Consider the following 17,795-nt stretch of genomic DNA (forward strand, 5'->3'; position numbering starts at 1 on the left):
TAGCTCTCAGGTTTATAAACAACCTCTTACTTCAGAAATAAATAAAAATTAAAGTTGCCGGAACAACTCTTAAAAAAAGCAAAACACAAAAGTATATTAATCCTGATGCGATCGCACCTTAGTATAGTTGTAGACCTTTGCTGGTAAATCTAATTATGAGAGACAATTCTTCTACTAATGGCAAAATTCCAACGAGAATAAAAACGCGCCGGGATTTCTTAACCTACATGCTAGGTACTACAGCTGCATCTGTAGCAATGGGATATCTATTTCCCAAAGTCAGCCAAAGTCGTGAGCTAGACCTAGAAACCCTTTGCTCACTTTTTCCCAAGAATTCGCGCTGTCAAAATTATCTTCCCGGATCGGTGGCATTGGCTCAAGATGGCAAGAAAATTGACGCCAATACACTATTAGCAACTGCAAAGCCAGGAATTCCGATTCTCGTTAAAGGCTTGCCAGATAGCAGCGTTGATTATCTGATTATCCAAGATGGACCAAAGATTGCTGAGTACGCTATCAATCCAATCTGTACCCATTTAGGATGTACAGTCTCATGGGATCTTGAGAAGAATCACTTTATTTGTCCTTGTCATGGATCTCAATACGATTCTCAAGGGCGAGTTGTTCAGGGCCCAGCTAAACGCTCTTTACCACTAATCACTGTAGTAGTCAAGCAAAATCAAATTCGTTTAGTCGATCGCAAACCTGCTGTAGATCCTCGTTAACCTAGCCAATATCAAATTAGATTGGACAATGCTACCATACTTTATTAAGCAAGTCACATCGCTTCTCTACGAGATGCCAAGGGCGATCGCTCCGAATTCAAAATTCAAAATGACGCTCTCTACGAGACGCTAAAAGCGTAGCTTGCTTCTCTGAAAGAGTACGCAGACTCGCTCTAAGCGTTCGCGCAGCGTCTCGTAGAGAAGCCATGCCGCAGGCTTTACGCTGCGCTAACAAAATTCAAAATTAATGATCCCGATAAATCAATTTAGGGGTTTGCATCCTTTTCGTTTTCGGTCAAAAATCATAAAAGACTAACAAAAATTACTGCATGATTTGGATTTGTCGGGTAAGCTGACAACAGCAGTTTTAACCCTCAAAACAATGACCGCAAGTAGTCCCACGATTTTAGCCCTGGACTTTGATGGAGTGATTTGCGACGGACTAATTGAATATTTTGAGGTAGCATGGCGTACTTATTCTGAAATTTGGTCGTCTGCTAACGATACACCACCAGATGATTTAGCTTTGAGATTCTATCGTTTACGCCCTGTAATTGAAACTGGTTGGGAAATGCCTGTTTTAATCAAAGCCTTGATAGATGGAATTTCTGATGAAAATATTCTTCATCAATGGGCAAGTATCGCCCCACAACTTTTATTAGATGACAAGCTACAAGCAAGAGAAATTGCTGCGAAACTAGATCAGCAGCGAGATGAATGGATTACTACAGATTTAAGTGGTTGGCTGAGTCTGCATAAATTTTATCCAGGTGTAGTAGAAAAAATCAAATTAACTCTTGACAGTGGAGTTAAGCTATACATTGTGACAACTAAAGAAGCGCGTTTTGTGCAGCAGTTGTTGCAACAAGAAGGGGTAAATTTACCACCAGAAGCAATTTTTGGTAAAGAAGTCAAGCGTCCCAAATATGAGATTTTACGAGAATTAATCCAGTCAGCAAGTGACAAGCTAGTTAGTCTCTGGTTTGTAGAAGATAGACTCAAGGCATTACAGTTAGTCCAACAGCAAGCAGACCTTGAGGATGTGAAACTTTTCCTTGCAGACTGGGGCTATAATACCCAAGCAGAACGGGAATTTGCCCAAAATGACCCGCGAATTCAGTTGTTATCACTTTCTCAGTTTGCTAAGGATTTCTCAGTTTGGCTTTAACTAATTCGTAATTTGTAATTCGTAATTATTGGCGAAGCACTGGCGCGTAATTGTCTATCTTGGTGGTGTTGATCTGTTGGGGTCTAAATCCCCAACTTTTTATGCCATTAATTGCAATGGGAACATCTCAACGAAAGCAAATATACCAGGCGATTAGAAATCCCGGCTACACAAACTTTCGTCCGCCTACGCGGACTCAAAGAATTTGAAACCCAGGATCGGTAGCTTTTGTTTGTATAGCCGCGATCGCCCCGAAGATATTCGTGCATTTGTCCGAGGATGGCTGCAAGCCACGACCTACTGGAAAGCAAATGTTCAGGAAGGAAACACTATCATCAGCAAAGCGTTAAAAATTCCTAAAAATACAATCTCTTTCGAGGGAGTAAACCTAACTAATTTAGGTGAAAATCAAAAATTCTTTCAATCTAGTAACCCTCACTCTTTTTTAGCAGCTATGTACAATGCCAAACAAGAGGGGCGCGATCGCTATTGTACTAATTAAAATATTTTTTACATGCAAATTAATTTTTTCTAAGTATTTACCCAGTACTTGCAGATATGTAAACTTATTGCCTATCACTTGATTAATTCTTTACACAATCTGTATTATGTGCATATACTACTTTTTCTCTATCGATTTACCGTAGTATGTGTGCGTTAAGTAAACAAAGAGAACTTTTATGACACTGACTGCAACACAAATTCAAATTACACCCACCCAAGCCCCTCTGGGAGCAGTTGTTACTGGTATTGATGCCAGCGTTGCGGCGCAACCAGAAGTGATCCTGCAACTCAAGCAGGCGTGGCGCGATTACCACGTCCTGATCTTCAAAAATCAACAATTGACTGACGACCAATTATTAGCGTTTGCGAATTACTTTGGCGACATTCTCCAGCAACCTGCCTATATTCGTAAAGGAGAAACCGAGCCGTACCTGCCGCCCCTTGTCCTTACCCTTGCAAATGCCGCCGCCGAAGAAAGTTCCGTCAATCTTGCACCTAACTATCGTGAACTTTTACCCCACATCGATCATGACTGGTTGCCTGCACCATCTAGTGGTTCCTTTTTATATGGTGTAGAACTGCCTGAAAATGGCCCCGATACCTATTGGGTGAATTTGATTCAGGCTTATGAAGAACTAGATGATGCTACTAAAGAGCAAATCGCTGGTTTGCAGGTGCGTCATTTTAGTTCTTTTTCAAAGCTGTATAAGGATGAATACTCTGGGCCGATTTACGCAGCCGGTCGTCCTGCTGAACCTGGCGAACGTTTAGCTACCCATCCACTAGTTCGTACTCACCCCGATACTGGAAAGAAAGTTCTCTTTCTAAATGCAGCTGGAGAAGTGGACATTGTTGATTACGACCCAGTGGAAGGGGCAAAGCTAATCGAGCGCTTACGGGAACACATTAAGCAACCCCACTATGTCTATCAACATCACTGGAGTAAAGGCGATTTGCTTTATTGGGATAATCAGGCAACAGCTCACTACCGCCCAGAATTTGATGCTAATGCAACCCGGATTTTGAAGCGGGTTAGCATTCGAGGAAGTCGTCCTTTCTAAAGTTCAGCTAGCTAAAGGTTGTGAATTATTTCAGATCCGAATGGCACTAAGGGATTTCCAACAAATAAATTATCCAATCTTGTGGGGTGGGCATCTTGCCCGCCTTCGGCTACAGGCGGGCGAGACGCCCACCCCACAAGAAAGAATTGAGTATTTTTTTATTTGGAAGTCCCTAAGTTAAGACACAGCACTTGCTCTGACTGCTACACGCGTAAGTTCGCCATTGAATTACTCCCAATTCAGTGGCGGGTAATTTACTTGGCGATCTTGCAGAGATTTTGCGAAATGCTATCAACGTCAAGATGAGGAGGATAATCATGGTCAGACCGCAAATTGGAAAGTACTCGATATCCAGACGTGACTTACTTTACGCTTTCTATGGGTTAGTGTCTTTTACTACGTTAGTTAGTTGCGGAACAAACAACGGTAGTGCAAATAACAGCAGCACAACCTTGAGTACTAATGTCACTAACACTAATAGTAAATCCGCTACCAAGCTGATTAGACTTGGCTACCAAGTTTCCGGGGATCTGACCCACGAAAAAGGTACGATCGAAAAACGGTTGGCTCCTCAAGGAATAGGTGTTACTTGGTCTCAATTTGTTTCTGGACCGCCGCTCTTGGAAGCCTTAAATGTGGGTAGTATTGACCTGGGCCCGGCAGGTGAAACGCCACCTATTTTTGCTCAGGCCGCTGGTACCAATCTGATTTATGTAGTTAACACCCCGCCTGGTAGTGGAGAAGGTTCAGCAATTATTGTGCTAAAGGATTCTCCTTTTCAGACATTGGCAAGTCTTAAAGGTAAAAAAGTTGCTTATTCTAGAGGGACGGCTCAGACCTTTTTTGTAGTGAAAGCTTTGGAAGAGGTAGGGCTGAAAATCAGTGATGTTGAATCAGTGAATTTGCCTGTTGCAGATGGACGAGCAGCGTTTTTGAACAAGACAGTTGATGCCTTTGTAGAAGGCGATCCTAATCTGATCAAGCTGCAACGAGAAGGCAGTATCCGGGTTTTACGAGACGCACAAGGAATTAAGACGCCAGGTGGTTATTACCTAGCTTCACGGGATTTTGCAACTAAGAATGCTGAACTTTTGAAAGCAATTTTGTCAGAGTACTACGAGGTTGGGCAGTGGGCAAACAAAAACAGGCGGGCTGCTGCCGAAATTCTCGCACCGAAGGTCAAGACTGATGTGGATACTATGGAGTTAACACTGGCGAGAAGAAAATATGATATGAAACCAATTACTGAAGAAGTGATTAACGCTCAACAGAAGGTTGCGGATCTTCTATATCAACTGAAAGTAGTACCGAAACCGGTTGATGTTCGAGGGGCAATTCTAACTACCCAAGAGTATGCAGCGATTACACCGGATGCCGTTAGAAATAAAGCGTGAATCTTGAGGGGAAAGCTTGCTACAAAGCATTGCCAGCTTACTATCTGTTCTGCCCATCGAATGCAAAGAATGTACAACTGGCTGATGTAGCAAGCTTATTCTCGTCGGTTTTGATAATCTTCAGAAGACTTTGGATCTAACTCCCAGCGATCGCCGTCACGTTGCTCTAAAATATCGTTGGTATGAAGAAACTCAGAGTCATCCATTTCTAGCCCCACTGCTGTTTCTAGCTCCTCAGTGACATTTTGATCGGGAGTGGCTGTACTACCACCAACAGCTTCATCCCCAACGGCATCTGCATCTTGCCAATAAGCATCAACATCCCCACCAGTGAGTTCAGGACTAGTTTCTGTATACTCGTCTCTTTCTGCTCTGATTGAGCGGCCACCAATATTGTATCCTGGCAAGTCTTTCACGCCAGTTCCGTAAGATTCGGTAATTTCTTGTGGCAAATCTTTGCTTTTAATTTTGTCAGGATGATTTTTTTCTGCCATGATATTACCTCTTTTGTGCATTCTTACAATAACGTTTTCCTGTCACTATTTTGTCTAACTAGAGATGTATAGCTAAGAAAATAATCTATCCCCTGGGAACGAAGCTAAACTAGCGATCGCCCCATAAGATTGTATATGTAAATTCATGGTCAAGCAACTTGTAGTTGAAATTTTTAGTTATGAGTTAGAAATTATAAAACTGAAATAATTCAGTTGCTAAATTCTCGCTCATAACTATTTTTTGAAATTGCCTAGCTAAATGCTAAACAACAAAATATTCAATACTAGAAATAAATAGGTAATACCATCAATGACTGATAATAACAATCATTCCGGCAAGAAAAAAGTTGCAATCCTCATTGAACAGGCGGTAGAGGATGCAGAATTCACAGTTCCTTATAATGGACTAAAACAAGCAGGAATCGAGGTAGTAGTCCTTGGTTCCCGAATGAATGAAAAATATAAGGGTAAACGCGGCAAACTTAGCATCCAAGCTGATGGTACTACAACGGAAGCGATCGCAGCCGAATATGATGCCGTAGTGATTCCGGGCGGTATGGCTCCCGATAAAATGCGGCGGAACCCCAATACAGTAAGCTTCGTACAAGAGGCGATACAACAAGGAAAGTTAGTCGCTGCGGTTTGCCACGGCCCACAAGTTCTGATTGAAAGTGACTTGCTCAAAGGTAAACAAGTCACTGGGTTTAGTGCTATTGCCAAAGACATCATTAACGCTGGTGCAAATTATTTAGATGAACCTTTGGTAGTTGATGGTAATTTAATTACATCTCGTGAACCTGGAGATTTGGCAATTTTCACCACCGCTATTTTGAGCCGTTTAGGCTATGGTGGCAAAGATGCTGCGTTGCCAAATGAAAAAGACACTAGTGCTGAATGGTGGAAACTCGCTGATGCTTGGGGTGGCTCAACTAAAGGTGATATTGCCAGAGGTTTAAATACTGCCCTTACTGGTGAACGTTATTCACTGGAAGCATTGAATAAGTACTTGGAAAAGGAATCAGATAGCGAAGTAAAATCACTCTTTCAAGAGATAATTGCTAATAAACAACACCACATTGAAAAACTAGAAACCTATCTTCAGCATCTAGGCGAGAAACCCTCTTTAGGGTCAAATATTGCCAATCAGTATGCCAAGGTGAAAACTGCTTTGACAGGCAGTGATGACATCTATCAATTACGTTCCGCTTTGGGGGATGTGCAAACAGGTATTGGCGATATTGGTAATTTGTCGGCGATGTTCACCGATCCAATTGCAACTGCTATTTTCAAAGAAATTTATCAGGATTTATTGAAATCCGAAAAGCGATTAGTAGAGTTGTATCGGGCGCGGATAAGCGCTCAGATTCAGCCTCCTAAGCCGACTACAGGGGCAGCTATCTCAGCGTAACAAACCGCAGATATAATCATATCAAAGCGCAATACTTGAAACAGTTAGTAGTCTGTCCCATTAATTTTGTGGGGCTGCTAGATCCCCGACTTCTTCAAGAAGTCGGGGATCTGAACATCACTAACCCTCTTCCCTCCTGCCCCCTGCCTCCTGCCTTATCTCAACGACAAATATTTACGCCCACTTAAATTGCTGTAAACCTTTAGAAGGTGAAGGTAGTTCTTAGCGTACCAATGATTGCATCATCGTTGTTGTTGACAACTTGACCAGGATTGGTTAACCAGATGATCCCAGGAGTAATAGAAATGTTGTCGGTTACGCGATACTTATAGAAACCTTCAAAGTGGTATGGCTTATCACCACCGTTACCTCCAACATAAGGTTCAACACCTGCGAAAATTCCTAAAACGTTGCCCTTCTTACCGAAGTCTGGCAAAGCAACCCCAGCTCCATAACTCCAAACTTGACTATCATCATTAGCACCAAAGCCTGTGATGTCGTTGTAAACTATAAAGCCACTAATAGATAGTTTGTCACTAGGTTTGAAAGCAGCCTCAAAGCCGTAGGAATTACTCGAATATGGATTGCCGCCACCGACAAAGTTGGCTTGTGCAGTCCCGACTACACCAGTAGTTGTACTCGCGGAGCCTGCATCGAATAAAACAGTACCTCCATTATGATAACCGTGGACGTAGGTTGCAGCTAAGGTAATGCGATCGCCTATTTTTAAGTTCAACTGTCCTAAAGCAGCATAGTTACCATCGAATAAACCCGTATTTATACCAGGGTTATTCGCTTGAGATCCCAAGTAACCCAAGGTTAATGAAGGTTGGAAGCCACCGCCACCTTTACCAAAGGCTAAGTTAACGCCGATACCAGCACCGCCGCCAATCCGATAGATTGGGCTTTCGGAGGCAAAGGTAGACAAAGCACCGTTACCGCCATCAAAATCTTCAAAGTATGGGTTGACGGTAGGAACGTAATCGCTCTGAATACCTCCAGTAGCAGCTATGTAAACTTGGGAGTTGCCAAGGGGGAAGTAATAAGACAACCAGTCGATAAAAACACCATTGTTGATAGAAGGTGACAGGTTAAAGGTTTGAGTTCCTTCAAATGTGCCACCGGGTAAAGCCAATCCAACTGCATTACCAGCTGCAAGCCTAGTATGCAAAGTATCTTTACCTGTGAAGCTGGTTTGCAAGTCTAAACGCACCCTGTCTTGGAAAACAGTATTGTTGTTGTCGTTGTTGCCAAAGTTGTCGGTGACAGCAAAAATGGCTTCACCCACCAGCTTGGTTGTAGTGGAAAATTGATGTGCTTCCAGTTCAGCAGTCCGTGTTTCTAGAGAATCTACTCGACCACGCAGAGTTGCTAATTCTGCTGAGAATTCCTCTTGTAAACGCTGGAGAGTAGCCAAATCCTGTTTTGTCACCAAGTCAGCGGTTGCTGTGGCAATCAGTTCATTAACCCGATCTAAACAAGCATTCAAACCTGCGGCAAACTCATAACGAGTCAGTGCCCGATTGCCACGATAAGTAGAGTTTGGGTATCCTGCTATACAACCGTAGCGTTCAACTAAAGATTGTAAAGCTTGGAATGCCCAGTCAGTCGGCTGTACATCAGAAAACTGAGAAACTGATGTAACTTGAGACAGTGAATTCTGGTTCTTGCCTTCGGTGCTGTAGCGATTAACCTCTTCTAAAACCCTATTATCATCAGTCTTTTGGGCAAACAACTGCTGATTAACTTTTGGTTGCTCTGTTTGAATAAATATTGAAGCAGCAGAAGCTATTGGTGCTTCTGTTTGAGCAGCTTTTGCCTTTGTATCTTCAGAAGAACTTGCTACTGAAGTAGCCATAGCTCTAGCGGAAACCAATACCGTTACTCCCAAAACTACTGGACTTAGTACCAGAGTTTTCCACAATAGATCAGACATTTTGTATTTTCCTTTCCCAAAAATAACCGAAATCAGTTGGTTCAAGAAAAAGAGAATAAGCGATTATTCTACTTGTTTGAAATCTTATCAGATTGCTGTTACCTCAGCTATATCTAATAAAATTTTCTCTGATGAAGAATCGTAAAGTATTGCAAATGGCTTGTTTATCTCAGGTCGTATTTATCCGAGATTTTTGCTCGATTTTGTGCAATTTATAGACTTTAGCTTCTTGTTAAAAACAAGAATTTATGATAAACACTACCCAGGAGTCAGAATTTATAAGAAATATAGAATAATTACTATATTGATTCATCAAATATTCTTCTTATTCTTTAACTATTCTGACTCCTGAATTCTTATTTTCTCAAGCAGTTAATTTTTCATAAACATCAGCGATTGTTGTTTCTAATCCCAAAATGTAATATTTCTCTGACTCAGAGGTTCTATACATTGTCAGAACCATAGCGTCGATTAAAGCTTTGGCTTTTAGCAACGTTTCCTGAAACTCCATTTCCGGCTCAGAAAGGGCTATAATTCCGCCACCGATACCAATGGAGGTTTGGTCGGGAGTCAAAATAGCAGTCCGAATCACAATATTCAAATCGGCTGAACCATTTAAGCCCAAAAAGCCGATCGCACCTGAATACACTCCTCGCGCCTCTTGTTCTAAGCGATCGATAATTTGCATAGTGCGGATTTTGGGCGCACCAGTCATCGATCCTCCGGGAAATGCAGCCTGTATGCAATCCACCGCTTGTAAATCTGAACGTAACCGCCCGCGTACCGTTGTCACCAATTGATGTACTGTTGGGTATGTTTCCACATCCATTAATTTTGGTACGTGGATGCTACCAATTTCACAGACTCGCCCCAAATCATTGCGTAACAAATCCACAATCATCAGATTTTCAGCCTGGTCTTTTTCGCTGTTGCGTAGCTTCTCACGGAGGATAAAATCGGCTTCGGGGGTTTCTCCTCGTGGTAGGGTTCCCTTGATGGGCTTAGTTTCTACCCAGCCTTGGCGATCGATGTGTAGAAACCGTTCTGGAGATGAACAGGCGATCGCTATTTCACCAAAGCGCAAAAATGCAGAATAAGGAGCCGGATTGATTTTACGTAATGTCCGATAGAACGCCAATGGATCGGGGGTTGCATCGGTGTAAAGCTGATTAGTCAGGCAAACTTGATAGGTTTCCCCTTCGTGAATTTCGTCCAAGCATTGGCGAATATCTTGGATATAATTTTGATAACTGCGACTCAAACGGAACTTAACTGGCTGACAATTTTCTTGGGGTATAAGGGAAGAAAGAGGTTTTAAAGTTTTGAGTTGTTGTTGGATAGTATTAAACCAAGTTTCTACCTGTTGTGTTTGTCCTTTTTTAATTAATTGCAGCAAATAAATACACTGTTCTTGATGGTCGATAGCAATCATGCGATCGGCAAGTAAGAAAATTGCATCGGGTAATGGTGAAGAATGCACCAATGAAGATCCACATTCAGCTTTCAGTTCATAGCCAAAATAGCCAATAAATCCACAGTTAAAATCAAAAGGTAACTCATCAGATTGACAAAATCGGCAGTCTATTTCTCGCTTCAAATACTCAAAAATACTTTCGTTGCAACGAGTCACGGTATCTGACTGGGTGATGATGATTTCTTGCGTTTGGGTATGATATCGCACCAATAAACTGTTTATCCCACTTCCATCACCCATAAACGAGAAGCGAGATAGATCGGGTTCTACACGGCTGCTATCTAGCCAAAACGCGTTTGGTGCATTCTCAAACAAATGTACAAATATTTGTTCTGTATTTGGGCAAATATCTAACTTGCGCGTATACAATTCAAATTTTTCTTCTTGTTTTTGGCAGGGTTGATTCATACCAGGAGTAACAGATTCATATCCAATCCAATACTGTTTTTCTGGACTTCTTGACGATTTTTTTGGAAATTGCAGCGTCATATCTCGAAAGTTTTCTAGTAATCTTTGCCCATATTCTGTACAAATAGACTCTGGGTGAAACTGCACACCCCAAAAAGGTAAATGCTGATGACGCAATGCCATCACCAATCCTTCTTCAGTCCAAGCAATTTTTTCTAGACACTCAGGTAGTTCATCAGCGACTAACAACGAGTGATAACGCACCACAGAAAACTGATTAGGAATGCCTTGAAATAATTTTGAATTATTATGATAAATTTTACTGAGTCTACCGTGTCTAACTTCCGGTGCGTGAATCACTTTTGCACCATGTAGGTAGCCAAGTCCTTGATGCCCTAGACAAACTCCTAGCAAGGGCACATCTACATTCTCAATTATTTGCCGACAGACTCCAAAATCTTCTGATCTTTCTGGACGACCGGGACCAGGTGAAATCACAATGTTGTCAAATGCAATTTTTTTCAATTCATCCCAGTTAAGTTGATCGTTATAGATTACTATAGGTACTTCCCCATTTACTTCGGCAATCATCTGGTAAAGATTAAAGGTATAAGAGTCATAGTTATCAACAATTAACGTTTGCATACATAGTCAATTAGCTAGCACATATAGCAATCCTAAATCATTCGTGAAAAATTAGATCCCCAACTTCTTCAAGAGGTCGGGGATGTGGATTAAGTTCTATAGGCACATCTTCAAAAAGAAAGGGTTTCAGAACATTTTCCTGGATGAATGCTGGCTTGTTTGCCAAAGGTCACATTTATACGAGAATTTCGCTAGATTTTGTGCCATTTCTAGATTTTACCTTCTTGTTTTTAACCCTGATTTGTGGTAAGTCTTTTTTGTCTTTGTAAAAGTAACAGATTTCCACTAGAGTTGGCCATATTTCTAGAGAACCGTGAAATTGGCTAATGACATCATCAATAATTCTGGAAACATTTTGCTGAAAAAAGTCTGGTTCAAATCCATAAAATACTCTCGATAAATTCTCAGCAAATAATTGAAGTGATAGCTTACGTTCTTCATTTTGGGCAGACATTGAGGCTTTGATTACCTGTCTGTGGATAGCAGCGATTTTTTCCAGAATTTCCTCAGAATCTTGTAAAGTCACCTCGCCAGAGTAATCAAACTTGATTCCCAGATCATCAAGATGATAAACACTACTTTTAATTTTCCTTTTGAGGAGGCTACATATTTCCTCGTTAAAGAGTTCACTAGCGAGAGGATTACGCATATAGTTATTTCTAATATGGTTTTGGACAGCATCAACGTGTGCAGCCACGATGCCCTCTTGCTGTATCCAAATTCTATAGATATAATCTTCAAATCTGAGTCGAGTTGGAAAAAATGGTGGTAAACCTAGCTGATTGTCATATCCAGCGACTCCACAATCCATTCTCCAGTTTTTGTTAGTAATAACAGGTCGAAAATTAGTAAGAATATAAAAATCATTTAGGTCATTTGGACTAATTTGGTTCTCATCATTGAGATACATGTGAATAAAATCAAGTGTATCGATATCATTAGTTCCTGTGCGAAAAGTCTGGGCAATCTTGACGATGGCATTATTTAACACTCTCCCTGGTTGTAATAAGAGGCTGTTCTCTCGAAAGTAACCTTTGGTTGTGTTAGTTTCTAAATCCATTGCTGTATCAAGAACCAATTCTCCAGCCTCGAAGTTTTCTGGTACATGACTAGCTTTTTGACCGAGAACATCACCAAAAGCTGTGAGTAAGTCAAAAGATTTATGGATGTAGCCGCCTTGTTGGTTGGACTTGATTAATTTCCCTCGACATATTTCATCACCTGATAAAGATTCTGGGCTAGTTTCAATTAAGGCATCCGGTCGCATATCGTCATCTGCACTAACCATTAAATGTCCAAGTGTGTACATTAACGTGAAGTTACGATTTCCTCCATAACTAGGTCGGAATAGGTTTTTGACTAGTGATTCTAGCTTGCGATCGCGCAGTCTTTCGTTTAAAAATGTAATAAATTGCTCTTTCTGTTGAGGCCCGACATAAAACACATCATTGACTGTCTTAGTCTGCTCTAAAAGCGGATAATATTTCTCATGGTTGGCAATGCTGGAATCATCAAAGACGATAATTTTTACAGCATGACCATTTGCCCAGAAATTCTCATCATACTTTTCTATGGTCTGTGCTACATCTCTCAGTCGATGAGTCGGGATAACAAATACCGTTTCTTTCTGTTTCATAAAATTTGTTCAGGTTTCTCAAGTAAAATTTTAGAAATTCAAACTCTATTTCAAGGCTCTCAGTTAACTACTTACTGCATCCAGAATTAGTTAACTAAATTAAACCGATAAATCGCTACCAATTCCCAGCTTATTTTTACTATCCTCCAACCTTTTCCATAGTGCCTCAATTTGACTGAAGGCTTCTTCTGGAGATAGTTTGCCACCAGTTTCTAAGCTAGTGATATAACTAACTCTTTGAGAAAATTCTTGGAGGTTGGCATTAAAGACTAAGTTATTTGGCTGAAATTTACCGTGGTAGCGATCGCGAGGATAGAGAAAGCTATTTTTATCTTCATGATTTGGTTTTAACATTAATTTACTCCTGATGAAAAGCTAAAATTTTTATTTATTTGGGGCTGATTACAACGATCTGATTTAATACCATTTGGTAATACTGTTTCGCAGAGATTGACAGAATTACGCCCTTGGATATCATTATTTCTTGAAGCTTTTATAAGATTTGCATAACTAAGATTGGCATTCCTAAAATCAGTTCCTTCTAAGTTTGATGCTGACAAATTTGCCTTTTGTAAATCAGCATTAGTTAGCAATGTATTCTTAAGAATAGCTCCAGTTAAATCGGCTCCTTGGAGATTTGCTTCCCGAATATCTGCCCACTCTAAATTTGCATACCGGAGATTAGCATTTTTGAGGTTAGCTCCCTGAAGATTTGCCGATCGCAAGTCAGCTCGTTCTAAATTTGCTCCCGAAAAGTTCACTGCCGATAAATTACAACTGAAACATTTTCTTGTTTCTTGAAGCTGTTGAATTCCATGCTGTCGAAGCAAATTATTACCTTGGCTAACCAACGAGGGAGTCAGGACAAATGGTATCGGAATCAGCAGTCGAAAAAGGGGATTCATAAACAAAAACCCAAGTTTAAAAATGAGGAATTTGAAAAATGATTGTGACAGATGGTTTCACAAAACCCATACATAGAAAGCAATTCCCAATCCAAAATCTAAAATCTAAAATTCAAAATGGTATTATCTTCCTATGGCAATTTGGAAGGCTTCAGCAACAGGCCCTAGAACCAAAACAGGAAAAAATGTCAATGCTCCCAGAATCAAAATGGTGGCGGCAGTCACGCTCGTAAATAGTCTGGTATCTGTATTTAGGGTGGCAATTGAGGTAGGTATAAGTTGTTTGCACGATAGGCTATCTGCTAGCAGTAATAAAGCAATAATCGGAATAAACCGTCCCATCCAGAGGGTAAATGCTGTTGTCAGATTCCACCACAAGGCAGTCGGGGCGGGTTGGGTGTCTGCTAAACCTTCAAAGCCGGAACCGTTGCCCGCAGCTGCCGATGCATACTCATAAATCACCTGGGTAAAACCATGAAAGCCAGGATTGCTCATACCTGCAAGTTGCTCAGGAAAAGCTAGGGTAATGGCACTAGGGAGTAAAATTAATAGCGGGTGGATCAGAATAATTACGCTGGCGAGGGTAATTTCCCGTTTTTCGATTTTTCGCCCCAAAAACTCTGGGGTTCGTCCTACGATTAAGCCAGTCAGGAACACTGCCAAAAACATATACACCACCAAAGAAGCAGCCCCAGTGCCCATCGCTCCCCAAATCACTTGCAAAAACAGGTTGAGCAAAGCACAAAATCCACCAGAGGGCATCAGCGAGTCGAAGGCAGCGTTAGCAGAACCAGTCATGGTTGCTGTTGTAGTGATGGCAAATAACGCCGTTTCCGCCCAGCCCAACCGGACTTCTTTACCTTCCAAATTGGTCTGCTGACTACCTAGCAGGGCATTGACGGCGGGATTGCCCTGATATTCACCGATCGCAGTTACACCAATTAAGATTACAAAAATGGCGAACACCATCCACAATAGTCGGCGACTCTGTTTTAAGTTCCCGATAAAGATGCCGTAGGTATGAAGTAATGCTGTAGGAACCAGTAACATTGCTACCACTTGCACCAAATTTGTACCGCCATTGGGATTTTCAAAAGGATGAGCCGAGTTGCCACCAAAGAAGGCTCCACCGTTCTCACCCAGCATTTTGATGCTTTCAAAGTGGGCAATAGGGCCACGAGCGATCGCCTGAGTTGCTCCTTCTAAGGTGGTAATATTTACAGGGCCGCCCAGGGTTTCGGGCACACCGCCCAACATCAACAACACTGTACTGACAATAGCGATGGGTAGCAGGACTCGCGTTATCGAGCGAGTCAAATCTACGTAAAAGTTGCCCAATAGTCTACCTGTTAAGCCGCGAATGAAGGCAATTCCTACCGCTAATCCGGTGGCTGGCGCAACAAACATTAAGAAACCCAAGGCTGTGATCTGGCTCAGGTAAGACATTGTGCTTTCTGGCACATAGTGTTGCAAATCGGCAGCAACTAAGAATGAAATGGTGGTGTGTAATGCTGTGTCCCAAGTGGGCATCCCTAAATTGGTAGGATTCAACGGTAGTAAGCTTTGGAACATCAGCAGTAGTAGCGCCAAAACTGCCATTGCTGTATTACTGAGTAGAACAGCGATCGCATAAGTTTTTCCAGTCATGCTCTCTTGTGGTTCAATACCCATAAGGAGATAAATTAAGCTCTCCAATGGGTTCATCACTGCATCGAGCCAAGTTCTTTCCATCAAAAAGACTTCAGCTAGGTAGTGTCCGACCATTGGTACTGACACGACAACTAGGAACAGGGTGAGGAAGATTTGCACAAAACCTTGGAGCATAATTGGGAAGCGTGACATCAAGCGATCGCTATAGTGTAGCGAGAAACTCACCTATTTATGACAGTAGTCAGAGCAATTGAGTGCTTGTATAGTTAGAGCAATGGCAGGCTGTACTGCACACTTTAGATAACGGTTGTTGTTAAAAAATTGACACCTTTCACAGGGATGTTGCTGTAAATATTTGATGCTTACTATTTCGTCTTTATCTTGTGCTGCATTTTCTGGGGGATCTTCTAGTGCTTTGCAGACAGATGAAACGAGATAAACGACCATTGCCCAAACAATCATGAAGGAAATGTGAGCCAAAAATACTGCGACAAAGGGGATATCTCCGTCTTGTGGTTTTGTGTCATTATGTGTTAGCTTCGCCAGGTTTGCTTCAACTAGAGTTGAGTGATGAACACTTTGTTGGGTGGATACATAAAATCGGAAAAACTCTGAAGTAGGCATATTAAAAACCTTTAGTCAGTCGAACTCAGATTTAGTAAAGGTCATCTAAATTAAACATCTTCAGAAACTCGTGAGAAACTACTACCTTGCTTAGTTTCCATCCCAGATTTTGGAGGAAGTTTGCCGATGTGAATGTTCATCTGTCTAATAATATGTGGAATTCAAATTAGTTGTTAAATCTGAGTCATCTGAATTAACAGATTGCCTGTCTGCTGGTCGAGCTTCCAGTAAGCAATAGTTGAGGGAATAGTAAACAGAATGAATTTTCTTGAGAGTGACTTTGAGAGCGGGAACCATCATCGGATGGGTTGCTATTGCTAAAACGTAGTCTCCAGCAAAAATAGTCGGATTATCTGTTGCTGAGATTACTTGAGTATCTCTTAAAATCCCTACAAAAACGCATCGTTCAGGTAACTGGATTTCAGCTAAATGAAGACCGCAGTAGACGCTATTATCTTCGATAAAAACACCAAGCAAGCTTGGATCTAAAACCTTTTTGTTTTCTAGCACAAAACATTTTTTAACTCTAATAATATTGTCCAATATTTTAAAGAAAAATATGTTTTTCTGTAGATATATTTTAAAGATATATAAAATGTATTAAGCGAATATCTCTATGTTTATTGATTAGTTAATTAGGTATATATTTAGAGATATAGTTATGATATAGAGTAAGAGGTTTTAGTTAAATAACGAACCGCAGAGGCGCAGAGAACACAGAGGAAGAGAGAAGGATTTTACCCTGGAATGTTGATGTGGTGGACTGCTAGATGTAAAACAGTCGTAGGGGCACAGCAATGCTGTGCCCCTACCGTGTGGTCTATTTAACTGAAAATAGCTGTAAGTAATCTGCGTTTATTTCTTGATCTGATCGAGAGCTAAATTCAGCTTTAAAACATTAACCCCTGGTTCGCCAAAAATGCCGAGAAAGCGACCATCGGTATTTTGGGAAATTAAAGTTTCGAGTTGGTTTGCTTGAACTCCCCGCGTTTTGGCTACTCGTGCAATTTGCGCTGCGGCAGCTTCCGGGGTAATGTGGGGGTCAAGGCTGGAAGCAGAGGTGTAGACTAAATCGCCAGTGGGTTGCATACCTGCTTTTTTCAGACGAGTCAAGTCACCTTCAATTTTTTTGGTGGGGTCGGGGTCATCTTTACCTTTGATGCGTTCCAGTAATGCGGGATTACTGGGAGCCAAGTTACTAGCACCGGAAACCCCGGTTTTCAAAACTCCCCCATCATCCTTTTTGGGATCGGCTGTGCTGTAGCTCGTGGTGCTGGGACGGCTGTTAAAATAGCGATCGCTAGTAAAAGGTTGACCAATTAAGGCAGAACCGACAACTTGACCAGCGCTATTTTTCAGTAGACTACCATTTGCTTGAAACGGAAATACAATCTGCCCAATGGCAATCATCGCAAAAGGATAAATAATTGCTCCAATTACCCAGAGTACCAAGGTAGAACGAATAGCTCTACTAGCTTCGCGTGCAAAACTCATTAGAATTTCTCCGGTACAAACATTACAAAGAATAAATAGATGGAAAGTCCTAGCGTCGTCAGTCCTAACAATCCCAATCCCCAAGATTGACTGCGGGAAAGTTCTTCACCAGTAGCGGCATAGACTAGAGGTGCAACCACTAGGTTGAAACACATCGCCAGGAACAAATACAGTGGTAGCTTTTGTCTACGCCATTGATACCAGATTTCAGTTATTTCTTCTAATACTTGGGCAGCAATCGCGCGGCGGAGATGAACAGGTTTCATAGT

Annotated in this window: 17 protein-coding genes; 6 read left to right on the forward strand and 11 right to left on the reverse strand. The window is 41.4% G+C overall.

The genetic code is table 11. The features are described 5' to 3' along the window. Window positions 1–155 precede the first annotated feature (155 nt). From V7L07_RS27160 to V7L07_RS27180, 5 genes are all read left to right on the forward strand, one after another. Complete coding sequence (locus tag V7L07_RS27160; protein ID WP_335062060.1) at window positions 156–725, forward strand: Rieske 2Fe-2S domain-containing protein; 570 nt, start codon at window positions 156–158, stop codon at window positions 723–725. 382 nt (window positions 726–1,107) lie between these two features. Then, the gene (locus V7L07_RS27165) at window positions 1,108–1,893 is read left to right on the forward strand and encodes an HAD family hydrolase (RefSeq protein WP_335062062.1); all 786 of its coding nucleotides are present in this window, start codon (window positions 1,108–1,110) and stop codon (window positions 1,891–1,893) included. Between the two features lie 205 nt (window positions 1,894–2,098). Continuing rightward, complete coding sequence (locus V7L07_RS27170; protein WP_335062063.1) at window positions 2,099–2,395, forward strand: hypothetical protein; 297 nt, start codon at window positions 2,099–2,101, stop codon at window positions 2,393–2,395. 178 nt (window positions 2,396–2,573) lie between these two features. After that, entirely contained in the window at window positions 2,574–3,458 is an 885-nt protein-coding gene (locus tag V7L07_RS27175; protein WP_335062065.1) for a TauD/TfdA dioxygenase family protein, read from the forward strand. Window positions 3,459–3,775: 317 nt separating this feature from the next. After that, a complete protein-coding gene (locus tag V7L07_RS27180) occupies window positions 3,776–4,852 on the forward strand; it encodes an aliphatic sulfonate ABC transporter substrate-binding protein (protein WP_335062067.1) in 1,077 nt (358 codons plus the stop codon). 95 nt (window positions 4,853–4,947) lie between these two features. On the opposite strand, the gene V7L07_RS27185 is transcribed toward V7L07_RS27180, so the two are convergent. After that, on the reverse strand, window positions 4,948–5,346 hold the full coding sequence (locus tag V7L07_RS27185) for a DUF6335 family protein (RefSeq protein ID WP_335062069.1): 399 nt from the start codon (window positions 5,344–5,346) through the stop codon (window positions 4,948–4,950). Between the two features lie 310 nt (window positions 5,347–5,656). On the opposite strand from V7L07_RS27185, the gene V7L07_RS27190 reads away from it, so the two are divergent. After that, window positions 5,657–6,754 (forward strand): DJ-1/PfpI/YhbO family deglycase/protease, encoded by a 1,098-nt coding sequence (locus V7L07_RS27190; protein WP_335062071.1) that lies wholly within the window; start codon window positions 5,657–5,659, stop codon window positions 6,752–6,754. Between the two features lie 202 nt (window positions 6,755–6,956). On the opposite strand, the gene V7L07_RS27195 is transcribed toward V7L07_RS27190, so the two are convergent. From V7L07_RS27195 to V7L07_RS27240, 10 genes are all read right to left on the reverse strand, one after another. Then, complete coding sequence (locus tag V7L07_RS27195; protein WP_335062072.1) at window positions 6,957–8,690, reverse strand: iron uptake porin; 1,734 nt, start codon at window positions 8,688–8,690, stop codon at window positions 6,957–6,959. 364 nt (window positions 8,691–9,054) lie between these two features. Further along, on the reverse strand, window positions 9,055–11,217 hold the full coding sequence (gene pabB / locus V7L07_RS27200) for an aminodeoxychorismate synthase (protein ID WP_335062074.1): 2,163 nt from the start codon (window positions 11,215–11,217) through the stop codon (window positions 9,055–9,057). Window positions 11,218–11,392: 175 nt separating this feature from the next. After that, complete coding sequence (locus V7L07_RS27205) at window positions 11,393–12,853, reverse strand: hypothetical protein (RefSeq protein WP_335062076.1); 1,461 nt, start codon at window positions 12,851–12,853, stop codon at window positions 11,393–11,395. A 99-nt stretch (window positions 12,854–12,952) separates the two neighbouring features. Continuing rightward, the gene (locus V7L07_RS27210) at window positions 12,953–13,207 is read right to left on the reverse strand and encodes a DUF7219 family protein (protein ID WP_335062079.1); all 255 of its coding nucleotides are present in this window, start codon (window positions 13,205–13,207) and stop codon (window positions 12,953–12,955) included. After that, window positions 13,207–13,758, reverse strand: a complete 552-nt coding sequence (locus V7L07_RS27215) for a pentapeptide repeat-containing protein (protein WP_335062081.1) — start codon at window positions 13,756–13,758, stop codon at window positions 13,207–13,209. Before V7L07_RS27215 ends, V7L07_RS27210 begins: the two co-directional genes overlap by 1 nt. A gap of 123 nt (window positions 13,759–13,881) precedes the next feature. Beyond that, entirely contained in the window at window positions 13,882–15,582 is a 1,701-nt protein-coding gene (gene kdpA / locus V7L07_RS27220; protein ID WP_335062233.1) for a potassium-transporting ATPase subunit KdpA, read from the reverse strand. A gap of 51 nt (window positions 15,583–15,633) precedes the next feature. Then, a complete protein-coding gene (locus tag V7L07_RS27225; protein ID WP_335062084.1) occupies window positions 15,634–16,032 on the reverse strand; it encodes a hypothetical protein in 399 nt (132 codons plus the stop codon). Between the two features lie 144 nt (window positions 16,033–16,176). Continuing rightward, window positions 16,177–16,542, reverse strand: a complete 366-nt coding sequence (locus V7L07_RS27230; RefSeq protein WP_335062086.1) for a TrkA C-terminal domain-containing protein — start codon at window positions 16,540–16,542, stop codon at window positions 16,177–16,179. Window positions 16,543–16,887: 345 nt separating this feature from the next. Then, on the reverse strand, window positions 16,888–17,526 hold the full coding sequence (kdpC, locus tag V7L07_RS27235) for a K(+)-transporting ATPase subunit C (protein ID WP_335062088.1): 639 nt from the start codon (window positions 17,524–17,526) through the stop codon (window positions 16,888–16,890). Beyond that, entirely contained in the window at window positions 17,526–17,792 is a 267-nt protein-coding gene (locus V7L07_RS27240; RefSeq protein ID WP_335062090.1) for a potassium-transporting ATPase subunit F, read from the reverse strand. Before V7L07_RS27240 ends, kdpC begins: the two co-directional genes overlap by 1 nt. Window positions 17,793–17,795 lie beyond the last annotated feature (3 nt).

The sequence above is a fragment of the Nostoc sp. genome, assembly GCF_036916985.1.
GTDB lineage: Bacteria > Cyanobacteriota > Cyanobacteriia > Cyanobacteriales > Nostocaceae > Nostoc.